Source organism: uncultured Tenacibaculum sp. (assembly GCF_947494125.1).
Taxonomy (GTDB): Bacteria; Bacteroidota; Bacteroidia; order Flavobacteriales; family Flavobacteriaceae; genus Polaribacter.
The window spans coordinates 26,422-38,657 of the sequence record NZ_CANLTU010000007.1 but is presented as its reverse complement, the minus strand read 5'-3'; the positions used below and the strand labels follow the sequence as shown (position 1 = coordinate 38,657).

The window sequence follows — 12,236 nt, the reverse complement described above, 5'->3', positions numbered from 1 at the left end:
AATTCGCAGCATGGATTTTTCATCAAAATTATTAGAGAATGCTGTAAATGAAGTGAGTCGGTTGCCAGGTATTGGTAAACGAACCGCCCTTCGTTTGGTGTTACATTTATTAAAACAGCCTAATGAGAATACGAAGTATTTAACGGAGGCTTTAACTCACTTACGAAATGATGTGAAATCTTGTAAAAAGTGTCATAATATTTCAGATACAGTTTTGTGCGATATTTGTAATAATCCAAATAGAAATGAAGAGATTGTATGCGTTGTTGAAGACATTCGTGATGTAATGGCTATTGAAAGCACAGCGCAATTTAAGGGGCTATATCACGTGTTAGGAGGTAAAATTTCACCTATTGAAGGAATAGGACCACAGAATTTGAAAATAGAACCATTAATTGAAAAAGTAGGAAATGGTGAAATTAAAGAATTGATTTTTGCTTTAAGTTCTACAATGGAGGGTGATACAACTAATTTTTATATATATAAACAAATTGAAAAATATAATATAACAACATCAACAATTGCTAGAGGTATTTCAGTGGGGGGTGAGTTAGAGTATGCAGATGAGATAACTTTAGGTAGAAGTATTGTAAATAGAATACCGTTTGAGCAGTCTATTAAGGGGTAGTTGTTTTATGATTTGTGTTTTGTAAAGGTACATTTCTGATTAGTAATGTATGGTGGTTTCTTTAGTGTTTGAGTAAAAAAACATCTTTCAGGTAAGGTAAAAGATAAATAAAATTATTATAGGGCTGTAAAATGCTTACCCTATAATAATTTTATAAACAAGAATTATTTTCTTTTATATGTATACGTAAATGTTTTTCCATTTTCATTATCTGTAAAAGTAAAAGTGTTATTGTTGTCTTTAAAAATAACTTCCCTAAGGCTAGGTGATGAGTCGCCAGCTAAGGTAATCCCGTAATTATTCTCGTTATGTCTACTCCATTTACCAGAAGTGGATCCATCATCTATACATTTGCTTTCATATTCTTCAAAAGATGATATAGAGATAGTTCCATTTTCTTCTACATTAAAAGTAGTTTTCTTTTCACAATTACTTACTTCTTTTCCTTGGTAAGAAAACTTATGCCAAGTACCAATAAAAGGGTCTTTAATATTTTGATCTGTGTCAGTGCATGAAAGTAAAAAAAAAATAGAGAGAGTTAAGAGTAATGATTTTTTCATAATTAATTAAATTTGAATTAGATAGGTCTGGATAGGGTAAAAAGTAAGGTAATTAAAAAAAAGCGAACATGAGTTCGCATTTTTTTTAATCCCATAAACCACAACAGTGAGGGTTGATAGGTAAAAGGCAAATAGTAGCTTCTTTAGGTAAAGGAACACATAATTCATTAACAGGAGGTAATACCCCTCCGTTAATAGATTGCTGTTCTGTTTTGTTTAAGGTTTTACCTAAGTTTGAAATGTTTTTAAACATAATAATTAAATTTTTAAGATTAATATCATTAGTATGTTCAAAGAAAAGAAAAGTGTTACCCAAAAATAAATATCAATTTTTTGTAGTTTGAAATTTTATTTTAGAGAAAGTAGTATTTTTTAGAAAAAAAAGAAAAGAAGTTAACTTTCAGAGTCACTTTTTTTCTAATGAAAAAAACAATCAAATTATTAAAAAATGAAAATAAATTTTAATTTATGCTTCAAAGATAGTATTGAAAAGAGAAGCGTTTTAGTGAAATCAGATGAAAAGAATTAAAGTGGGGATGAAGAGTCGTTTTATGAAATTGAAATGTAAATAAGGTGTGATAATTTAAAGGGAGAGAAAGGAGTGCTCAAACTTATAAAATAGTTAGTTGTTTGGTGTAGTATAAAAAAGCTCCCAATAGGAGCTAGGAATACAAAAGGGGTGTCGCAATTGTATATATTTATGACACAGTATTTTATAATAAGTCACAAGAAGTATAAAATAATATTTTAGACTGTTTTATTTTTTGATTAAAAAAACTTTATGTGTGTTTGCTAATTTTGCAAAAGAGTTAATAGATTTAAAATAACTTAACCTACTATGCCCTTCTATTAAATGATAGTTTTTTTCTACTTTTAAATTTGTAGTTTCTAATTCGGGGAAGTCAATTGGTTTTATTACGATAGGTGGTGTGGTCCAAGTTTTATTATTTTTCCAGTAATTAAGATCTTTGGGTTTTAGGTAAGGAAAGCTTTCAAAGTTCTTGTATTTGGATTTTAATTCTACATATGAAGCAAATTTATTGAGTATCGTGAATTTCTTAACTTGATTTGTAGTTAATTCAACTAAATTAAATTTAACCTTATAAAAATTAATAGCAGAGTAATGTTTAATAGTGAATGATTGATTAAAATGTGGATACATCCATTGTTCTAACACTTCGTCAGGGACATGATTAAAAGCATCATTTTCCCTGATTCTAATAAGGTAATCTTGAAAAGATTCGTTAATTAAACTTTTTAGTTCTAAAAAGGAATTTGACATTTTGTGCTAATTTAAAAATTTAACGTAAAATTACTTTTGAAAGTGGGTCAATTTTTTTAAATTAGATAAAGTGAATGAATCTATAGACGAATGATTGTATTGTTAATTTGAAATGAAAATAAACAGGGGTAATTAGAAAATTGATAACTCAGATCTTGTAGTAAACTCTTCGAGAAATTTCATTCCTTTATAAGAATTTCCTTTAGTATTTAGTTTTGGACTCCAAACAGCAATGCTATATTTACCTGGATGTATTGCTATGATTCCTCCACCAACACCACTTTTTCCCGGTAATCCAACCTTAAAAGAAAACTCACCAGATTCATCATAAAAACCACAAGTTTGCATCAAAGCATTAATTCTCTTTGATTGACTTTTGGTTAAAATAGACTTGTTAGTTACTGAGTTTCCTTCATTGGCTAAAAATAAGAAAACTTCCGAAAGTTCTTTGCAGTTCATTTCAAGAGAGCAGAGATCGAAATAGAAATCAAGAACATCAGAGGGTTTGTTTTTAATATTACCAAAAGATTTAATAAAATTACATAAAGCAATGTTTCTAAATCCAACTTCTTTTTCAGAAGCAGCAATTTTACTAGAATAGTTTAATTCAGAATTGTTAGCTATATTTCTAACAAAAGTCAAAAAATCTTCTTTAGGATTTTCTAAATTACTAAGAAGAATATCTGAAATAACAATTGCACCAGCATTTATAAAAGGGTTTCTAGGAATGCCATTATCAGTTTCAAGCTGTACAAGAGAGTTAAAAGCTGTTCCAGAAGGTTCAACTCCAAGTCTCTCCCATATTTTTTCACCAAGAATTTTATAAGCTAAACTTAGTGATAATACTTTTGAAATACTTTGAATAGAAAATTTTTGGTAACAATCACCAATTCCAAAATTTAAATTATCGATTGTTGATATATAAACTCCAAAACTTTTAGAATTTACTTTGGCTAATTGCGGTATGTATGTAGCTAATGTTCCTTTATTGCTTATCTTATCTGTCTTTAGATAAGTCTCTTGAATTATTTCTTTAAAATCCACTCTTCAAATTATAAATTTTCTTTTTTATCTTCATCAATAAGCTCTTGTTCGTATTTGTCCCAAGATTTCTTAGCTCTTACTTTTTTGTAAAAACGAATTCCTATCATTAATAAAATGCCAAAAAGAATAATTCCTGCAACTCCCCAAATCCAATTAATGCTATTTTTTAAAACTGCTAAAAATACAACAGCAAATAAAATTACAGTAGGTGCTTCGTTAAAGATTCTAAGTTTTGTAGATGAATATGTGATTTTATCACGCTGTAATTCTTTGTAAATTTTATGACAAAAACCATGATAAAAATATAATGAAAAAACAAAGGCTAATTTTATATGCATCCATGGCATTTCTAAGTAAATAGGATTTTTCCAAAGCATCCAAAAAGCAAAAAAGCTAGCTAAAAATAATGAAGGCCAGGTGATTATATACCACAAGCGTTTAGACATTAGTTTGTATTGAGTTTGTAAAATAGTTTTTGCAGGCTCTTCTTTTTTTTCAGCCTCTACATGATAAATAAATAAACGACCAATATAGAATAAACCAGCAAACCAGGTTACAACAAAAATAATATGTAATGCTTTTACGTATAAAAAATCCATAATTAATTATTATTAAAATCGTTAATCCATCCAGCTAAAACATTTACCCATTCATCATTGTCATTAATACAAGGAACGGTGTGGAATTCTTCTCCACCAGCTTCTAGAAATTCATGTTTCCCTTCCATGGCAATTTCTTCTAAAGTTTCTAAGCAATCGGAAACAAAAGCGGGAGTAACAATTGCGAGCTTCTTAATGCCTTCTTTTTCGGCTTTGTTTACAATAGTTCTATCCGTGTATGGTTGTAGCCATGGGTCTACACCTAAACGGGATTGAAAAGATGTAGACACTTTATTAGTATCCCAACCTAATTCTGAGATTACATTTTTAGTTGTTTGGTAGCACTGGTGCTTATAGCAAAATTCATGAGCTTTCGATGGGGTGTTACAACAACTAGCTTCGCCAGCTATTTCTGGTCTGCAATGTGATTTTGTTATATCAGATTTTCTAATGTGTCTTTCAGGAACTCCGTGATAAGAGAATAGTACATGATCATAGTCTTTATCAGCTAAATAAACTTTAATACTATTAGATAGCGCTTTGATATATTCAGACTTGTTGTAAAAAGCAGGAACATCAGAAATTTTCATTTGAGGAAAAAATTCTTTGCGTAACTCTTCTGCTAAAACAACAATTGTTTCGGTAGTTGCCATGGCAAATTGCGGGTATAACGGAATCAGCATGACATCGGTAACACCTTTATCGTGTAATTCTTGTAATCCACTTTTTAACGAAGGGTTTCCATATCGCATAGCTAAAGCTACAGGAAGTTCTGTTTTTTGTTGCACTTTTTTTTGTAATCTTTCAGAAAGTACAATTAATGGAGAGCCATCTTTCCACCAGATTTTTTTATAGGCTGCCGCAGATTTTTTTGGACGTGTATTTAAAATAATGCCTTTTACAATAAAAGTACGTAGCCAAAGTGGAACGTCAATTACACGTTCATCCATTAAAAACTCACCTAAATAATTTTTTACGTCCTTAGGGTCAGTACTTTTTGGAGATCCTAAGTTAACTAATAAAACTCCTTTCATTATATGTTTTTCAGTTGATTTGTGGTTTCGTATAATGCAATAGCTAAACTATGAATTACATTCATAGAAGAGTTTCTACCAAACATAGGGATAGCTACTGTTGCATCTAGTAAATTTATATTTTCAATTCCGTTTCGTTCGCTTCCTAAAAGTAATACTACTTTTTCATTAGAAGAAAAATTATAATCTTGAATATTTATGCTCTTATCAGTTATTTCAATACCAATAATAGTATTTCCTTCTTTTTTTAACTGATTAATAGTTTCCTCAAAATTAGTATAATATTCATAATTGATTTGAGTTAATGTATTTCTAGCTGTTTTTTTTACAATCCTGTTTTCTGTTGAAGGAGAGCTTTCATGAAGAAATATTTTCTCAACTCCAAAGCTTTCAGAAATACGAAAACACATTCCTATGTTTTCAGGAGTTCTAATGGCATCGCAAACTATAGTTATAGGAAATGTTTTTTGCTTGTTTTGTATGTCGTAATGTGTAAGTTGTTTCATTTAGTCATTTTGTAAGCTAATAACATATTGTTTAGGAGTCGTGCCAAATTTCTTTTTAAAAGCGGCTATAAAATGACTTGAAGTACTGTAGCCAACTTGAAGACCAACTTCATTTACATTTAATTGATTACTTTCTAAAAGCTTTCGAGCATGTTCCATTTTATAATCAAATAAAAAACTATAAACAGTGTCTCCATAAATTTGTTTGAAACCTTCTTTTAACTTCTTTAAGTTTAAACCAACTTCATTAGCTAATTCTTGTAAACTAGGAGGTTCACTCATATTTAAAATGATAATATCTTTTGCTTTTCTAATTTTTAAAACATCTCTATCATCTACTAAAAAAGGACAATATTCATCATTAGTATTTTCACCGTTATCAAAATGAAGACTTAACAATTCATATATTTTTCCTTTTATGTATAAGTTTCGTATTGAGCTATGATTTTTTGACGTTAAAATTTGTTGAAGAACTATTAAGGTATTTGCTTTAATTTCTGTATTGTCGTAATATTTTTTGTTTTTATTATTATCGCTTAAAAAAGGAATATAACTAGCTTCTTTAGAAAACAACGCATGAAATTTTTCAATAGATATTATAACAGAAACTAAAGAAGTTTTAGGAAGGATTTCTAAATTAATAGGTAATTCTTGTTGTGGGTTGTATAAAAAAATAGAATGCTTGTCAAGTACATTAAATGTGTAGCTATTATTGTTGAAATGAAATTTGCAATTGCCTTTTACACAGTAGTGTAGTTGTATGTAAGAACTGTCAATATCTCTTTTATATATTTCTGTTTTATTAGAGTTGTTTTGAAATTTCAAAACAAAAAAACCTTTTTCTAAAGAAACTTCTCTAAATGTACTTTCTGCGATGTTTTTTGACATAAATCAAAAGATAAATTAAAATTATTTATTTAGAATGATTCTAATGTAGTGCATCCTTAATAGTTGATTTCATTGCAAAAATACACTTTATCTGTGTTTTAGCGATAATTTTAGGTTAAAAAACAGATAACGACATTAAAAGTTCTTTTAGCGATACTTTTTTATGCTTAATCTTTCTATTTTTGACCGACTTTTATTGATGAAGACTTAATGGTAGAAGAAAAACATAACAAGAATTTATATAATATAGGGGTTAGCTATAAAAAAGCTGATGCAAGTATTAGAGGAAAGTTTAGTGTTTCCAAAGAAAATCAAATAGCACTTTTAGAAGAAGCTAAGAGTAAAGGTATGGAAGGTATTTTTGTGCTGTCAACTTGTAATAGAACAGAAATAACAGGTTTTGCAGATCATCCTTTTCAGTTAATAGGAATGCTTTGTAAATACTCAAACGGTTCTGTAGAAGAATTTGCTCAAGTGTCTAATGTTTATAAAAATAAAGAAGCTATTAACCACTTGTTTCGAATGGGAACAGGTTTAGATAGTCAAATTTTAGGTGATTATGAAATTGTTGGTCAGTTAAGACAAGCATTTAAATTAGCAAAAGAAGTAGGAACTACAAATGCTTATTTTGAGCGATTGTTAAATCATGTAATGCAAGCTAGTAAGCGTGTGAAGAATGAAACAAAATTAAGTTCTGGGACAACATCGGTATCTTATGCAGCAGTTCAGTACATTATAAAAAACCTAGAAAACTACAATTTGAAAAATATTTTAGTTTTTGGATTGGGTAAAATGGGTAAACATACTTGTAAAAATTTAGCAGAGTATACGCAAAATAAATCGGTAAGTTTAATTAATAGGACTGAAGAAAAAGCAGTAGAGTTTGTTAAAGAGCATACATCTATTAGAAATGCTAAGTTTGAGAACTTAAATAAAGAAATAGCAAGTACAGATGTTTTAATAGTTTCAACAGGAGCTTCAGAAGCAACTATTAAAAAAGAGCATATCTTAACCAATAAGGAGTTATTGATTTTAGATTTATCTATGCCTGCAAATGTATCGAAAGAAGTAGCAGGATTAGAAAACGTAACATTGATAAATGTTGATGAATTATCAAAAATAACAGATGAAACATTAGCAGTTCGTCAACAAGAAATACCCGTAGCAGAAGCTATTATTGAAATACATAATGAAGAGTTTCAAGAATGGTTAAACCATAGAAGGTTTACACCGGCTATTAATGCATTAAAACAATCGTTGAAAACAATTCAACAAGGAGAAATAGCTTTTCATAAGAAAAAAATAAAAGATTTTGATGAATCTCAAGCTGAGGTAATAACATCAAGATTTATTCAAAAAATAACCACACAATTTGTAAAACACTTAAAAGACGAAGAAACTTCTGTAAATAATAGTATAGAAGTAATGGCTAAAGTGTTTGGGGCAAATTTAGAAACTATCCATGCAGAAGACAATTAGAATAGGTACACGAGATAGCCAATTGGCTATGTGGCAAGCAAACAAAGTTCGCAAGCAACTAGAAGAGTTAGAATATAAATGTGAAATAGTTCCAATAAAATCTACTGGAGATCTAGTTTTAGATAAACCTTTGTATGAATTAGGAATTACAGGAATTTTTACTAAGAACTTAGATATTGCTATGTTAAATGGCGATATTGATATTGCTGTACATTCATTAAAAGATGTGCCAACGGTATTGCCAGAAGGAATTATTCAAGCGGCAGTATTAAAAAGAGCTAATTATGCCGATATATTGGTGTTAAAAGACAATGAAGAGTTTTTTGGACAGCCAAATGGTGTAATTGCAACAGGTAGTTTACGAAGAAAAGCACAATGGTTAAATCGTTACCCAACACATAAAGTAGTAGATTTAAGAGGTAACGTAAATACACGTTTAGAAAAGTTAGAAAATAACGAATGGAACGGAGCTGTTTTTGCAGCAGCTGGTTTAGAAAGAATAGGTAAACGCCCAGCAGGGGCAATTAATCTATCTTGGATGATACCAGCACCAGCACAAGGAGCAATTATGATAACTGCTTTAGCTGACGATGATTTTTCTAAAGATGCATGTGAGCAATTAAACCACTATGAAACACAAGTTTGTGTAGGGATAGAACGTGAGTTTTTAAATTTATTAGAAGGAGGGTGTACAGCGCCAATTGGAGCTCTAGCCTATATTGATGATAAAACAGGAGAGATAAACTTTAAAGGTTTATTGTTAAGTAAAGATGGGAAAAAGAAGATTTCGGTTACCAAAACTGGGAAACTGGGTCGCCATAGATATTTAGCGAAAGACTGTGCAGACTATGTGATTAATAGAGGAGGGAAAGAATTGATGATGGAAGATATGGCAGAAGAAAAAGAGTTTGCTATATATTCAACAAAAAAATTATCAGAAATTCAAAAGAAATTATTGCCAACTTCTGTAGCTACAGAGGATAGCGATTTTATTAAAATTCGTTTTAATAGAATAGCACCTAAAGTAGTAAAGAACGAAATTGAGAACGTAATTATTACAAGTAAAAATGGAGTAGAAGCATTAGCAAATTCTTTTACCTCAGATGAATTGAATTTTAAAAATATTTTTTGCGTAGGCCGACGAACAAAGAAGTTGATTGAACAGAAAATAGGAAAGGTTACGCATTCAGAAAGAAATGCAGAAAAGTTAGCAGCATACCTTTCTAACGAAATAAAAGGGCAAGAAGTAACTTATTTCTGTAGCGATTTACGTTTAGATACTTTACCAAGTGTTTTAACTGAAAAAGGGATTGTTGTAAACGAAGTTGAAGCATATAAGACTATGTATAGCCCATCGAAAGTAGATGAGAAAGTAAACGGAGTTTTGTTTTACAGTCCATCAACAGTAGAAAGCTATATGAAAGAAAATGCAGGAAATAAAGTGGCATTTTGTATAGGGGAAAGTACAGCTAAAGAAGCAAGAAAACATTTTGAAAATGTTCAGGTAGCAAAACTACCAACAGTAGAAAGTGTAATAGAATTAGTGAATTTACATTTTGTAAAAGAATAAACTACGTCATTCCGAGTAAAGCGAATGAATCTCTTTATAAAGATAATTTCATTATTCTTTCTCGTAATGACTGAAAAGAATAAGCAATGTTTAGAACGCGTAGGTTAAGAAAAACAGAAGGAATTCGCAGATTGGTTAGGGAAACAAAACTGTCTGTAGATGATTTTATATATCCATTATTCATAGAAGAAGGTAAAGGTATTGAAACAGAAATACCATCAATGCCAGGAATAAAACGTTATTCATTAGACACTATTTCAAAAGAATTAGAAGAGGTAGTTGCGTTAAATATTCCAGCAGTATTATTATTCGGGATACCATCAAAAAAGGATGATGAAGGAACAGAAACTTGGAATGATAACGGAATAATGCAACAAGCAATCCGATTTATCAAAAAAAACTACCCAAGTTTATATGTAATTACCGATGTGTGTTTTTGTGAATATACATCGCATGGACATTGTGGTGTAATTCATAATAATGATGTAGATAACGATGCAACATTAGTGAATTTAGCAAAACAAACTATTTCACATGCAAGAGCAGGAGCAGATATGGTAGCACCATCAGGAATGATGGATGGAACCATAGCTATGATGCGCGAATCTTTAGATAATACAGGATTTGCAAACTTACCAATTATGGGGTATTCAGTAAAATATTCTTCAGCATTTTACGGGCCATTTAGAGAAGCAGTAGATTCAGCACCATCATTTGGAGATAGAAGAACATATCAAATGGACCCAGCAAATAGAGATGAAGGAATGCGAGAAGCAACTTTTGATGATCAAGAAGGTGCAGATATATTAATGGTAAAACCAGCACTATCATATCTAGATATCATAAGAGATTTAAAAAATAATTTCGATCGACCAATAGCATGTTATAATGTAAGTGGAGAATATGCTATGGTAAAAGCAGCAGCAGAAAAGGGTTGGATTGATGGAGAAAAAGTAATGATGGAAAGCTTACTGTCAATGAAAAGGGCAGGAGCAGATATTATTATTACCTACTTTGCTAAAGAAGCGGCAAAAGTTTTAAATAGAAAGTAATCTAGAGGAAAGGATTGCTGCAGCAGGAAATATTGAGCCACCTATTTATCATCTACTCTTGGAGAAAGGATATAAACTTGAAATAAAAGATAATCAAGTAATTGCAAGAAAAGGTGAATTAGAGGTAATAGCAGGAAATGCAGTAGAGTTAGCAGGTATAATTTATTTAAGAGAGTGTAAAGGAAAGGATTGGAAGGTAAGTGATAAAAAGATTGATGAATACTTACATTTTTTTGAAAATTAAGAGGAGCTAAATTTCTAGTAGAATAACAATTTAATAGATAACTAAAATAAAGTTATGGAATTCAAAAAATCACAAAAATTATATACTAAAGGATTAGTAAACTTAGTAGGCGCTGTAAACTCACCAGTAAGAGCATTTGCTTCAGTTGGAGGTAATCCATTATTTATAAAAAAAGCAAAAGGAAGTAAAATTATCGATGTAGATGGTAATTCATTTGTAGATTTAGTACTGTCTTACGGACCAATGATTTTAGGTCATCGTAATAAGAAAGTACAAAAAGCAATTACAAAAGCTTTAAAAAATGGATACTCATTTGGAGCATCAACAAAAAATGAGATCAAATTAGCAAAAATAGTTTGTGATGCTTTTCCAGGAATGGATAAAGTACGTTTTGTAAACTCAGGAACAGAAGCAGTTTTGAGTGGAATTCGTTTAGCGAGAGCTTTTACAGGAAAAGATAAAATTATCAAATTTGCAGGATGTTATCATGGGCATCAAGATGCATTATTGGTAGCAGCAGGTTCTGGACTAGCAACACTAAGCTTACCGGGATCAAAAGGAGTACCAGAAGGAGCTGTTAAAAACACATTGATAGCAAATTATAATGACTTAGAAAGTGTAAAAGCACATTTTGAAGAGCATGATGATATTGCTGGAGTTATTTTAGAACCAGTTGCCGGAAATATGGGAGTGGTAATGCCTCAGAATAACTTTTTAAAAGAGTTAAAAGAGTATTTAAAATCGAAAGGAGCCTTATTAATAGTAGATGAGGTAATGACAGGTTTTAGATCTAAATTTGGAGGAGCTCAAGAATTGTTTGATGTAGAAGCTGATATTACTTGTTTAGGAAAAGTAATAGGAGGAGGGTTTCCAGTAGGAGCCTATGGAGCACGTAACGAGATTATGGAAATGGTTGCACCTTTAGGAGGGATGTATCAAGCAGGAACGTTGAGTGGTAATCCAATAGCAATGGCAGGTGGAATCGCTACTTTAACAGAGTTGAAGAAACAAAATCCATATGAAAAGTTTAATGAAATAGCTCAAATAATTGAAGTATTTTTGTTAGAATCAGCAAAAAAATATGGAGTAGAAATAACAGTGAATAGATTTGGATCAATGATAAATCCATTTTTTACAAACAAAAAAGTAACAAATTTTGAGGAAGCTCAAACATGCGATACTAATAAGTTCGCTGTGTTTTTCTGGGAAATGATAAAAAATGGAGTATTTTTACCTCCATCACAGTTTGAAGCATGGTTTTTATCTTCTGTATTATCAGAAAAGGATATACAGAAAATAGTAAAAGCTATTGATAAATCAATGGAAGCAGTTTCTGAAATGTAATTTAAA

The 12,236-nt window shown here is 30.4% G+C and carries 14 protein-coding genes; 6 read left to right on the top strand and 8 right to left on the bottom strand.

The window, feature by feature from the left end:
* Positions 1-10 precede the first annotated feature (10 nt).
* Complete coding sequence (recR, locus tag Q0881_RS12045; protein WP_299160572.1) at positions 11-628, top strand: recombination mediator RecR; 618 nt, start codon at positions 11-13, stop codon at positions 626-628.
* Between the two features lie 164 nt (positions 629-792).
* Here the strand turns inward: recR and Q0881_RS12040 are convergent, their stop codons facing one another.
* From Q0881_RS12040 to Q0881_RS12005, 8 genes are all read right to left on the bottom strand, one after another.
* Positions 793-1,188, bottom strand: a complete 396-nt coding sequence (locus tag Q0881_RS12040) for a hypothetical protein (RefSeq protein WP_299160570.1) — start codon at positions 1,186-1,188, stop codon at positions 793-795.
* A gap of 85 nt (positions 1,189-1,273) precedes the next feature.
* Positions 1,274-1,441 carry a hypothetical protein gene (locus tag Q0881_RS12035; RefSeq protein WP_299160568.1) on the bottom strand — a complete coding sequence of 56 codons (168 nt, stop codon included), beginning with the start codon at positions 1,439-1,441 and terminating at the stop codon, positions 1,274-1,276.
* 504 nt (positions 1,442-1,945) lie between these two features.
* Positions 1,946-2,470 carry a hypothetical protein gene (locus tag Q0881_RS12030; RefSeq protein ID WP_299160566.1) on the bottom strand — a complete coding sequence of 175 codons (525 nt, stop codon included), beginning with the start codon at positions 2,468-2,470 and terminating at the stop codon, positions 1,946-1,948.
* Positions 2,471-2,602: 132 nt separating this feature from the next.
* The gene (locus Q0881_RS12025; protein ID WP_299160564.1) at positions 2,603-3,514 is read right to left on the bottom strand and encodes a glutaminase; all 912 of its coding nucleotides are present in this window, start codon (positions 3,512-3,514) and stop codon (positions 2,603-2,605) included.
* Positions 3,515-3,522: 8 nt separating this feature from the next.
* The gene (locus Q0881_RS12020; protein WP_299160562.1) at positions 3,523-4,113 is read right to left on the bottom strand and encodes a CopD family protein; all 591 of its coding nucleotides are present in this window, start codon (positions 4,111-4,113) and stop codon (positions 3,523-3,525) included.
* Between the two features lie 2 nt (positions 4,114-4,115).
* The gene (gene hemH / locus Q0881_RS12015; RefSeq protein WP_299160559.1) at positions 4,116-5,147 is read right to left on the bottom strand and encodes a ferrochelatase; all 1,032 of its coding nucleotides are present in this window, start codon (positions 5,145-5,147) and stop codon (positions 4,116-4,118) included.
* Positions 5,147-5,653 carry a TrmH family RNA methyltransferase gene (locus Q0881_RS12010; RefSeq protein ID WP_299160557.1) on the bottom strand — a complete coding sequence of 169 codons (507 nt, stop codon included), beginning with the start codon at positions 5,651-5,653 and terminating at the stop codon, positions 5,147-5,149. The genes hemH and Q0881_RS12010 overlap by 1 nt, the downstream gene beginning before the upstream one ends.
* On the bottom strand, positions 5,654-6,541 hold the full coding sequence (locus tag Q0881_RS12005; RefSeq protein ID WP_299160555.1) for an AraC family transcriptional regulator: 888 nt from the start codon (positions 6,539-6,541) through the stop codon (positions 5,654-5,656).
* A 210-nt stretch (positions 6,542-6,751) separates the two neighbouring features.
* Here Q0881_RS12005 and hemA point away from each other — a divergent pair, with 210 nt between their 5' ends.
* From hemA to hemL, 5 genes are all read left to right on the top strand, one after another.
* Complete coding sequence (gene hemA / locus Q0881_RS12000) at positions 6,752-8,020, top strand: glutamyl-tRNA reductase (protein ID WP_299160553.1); 1,269 nt, start codon at positions 6,752-6,754, stop codon at positions 8,018-8,020.
* Entirely contained in the window at positions 8,004-9,590 is a 1,587-nt protein-coding gene (hemC, locus tag Q0881_RS11995; RefSeq protein WP_299160551.1) for a hydroxymethylbilane synthase, read from the top strand. The genes hemA and hemC overlap by 17 nt, the downstream gene beginning before the upstream one ends.
* An 86-nt stretch (positions 9,591-9,676) precedes the next feature.
* Positions 9,677-10,642 (top strand): porphobilinogen synthase, encoded by a 966-nt coding sequence (gene hemB, locus Q0881_RS11990; RefSeq protein ID WP_299160549.1) that lies wholly within the window; start codon positions 9,677-9,679, stop codon positions 10,640-10,642.
* Positions 10,643-10,700: 58 nt separating this feature from the next.
* Complete coding sequence (locus Q0881_RS11985; RefSeq protein ID WP_299160527.1) at positions 10,701-10,886, top strand: hypothetical protein; 186 nt, start codon at positions 10,701-10,703, stop codon at positions 10,884-10,886.
* A gap of 54 nt (positions 10,887-10,940) precedes the next feature.
* A complete protein-coding gene (gene hemL / locus Q0881_RS11980) occupies positions 10,941-12,230 on the top strand; it encodes a glutamate-1-semialdehyde 2,1-aminomutase (protein ID WP_299160525.1) in 1,290 nt (429 codons plus the stop codon).
* The last annotated feature ends 6 nt before the right edge of the window (positions 12,231-12,236 follow it).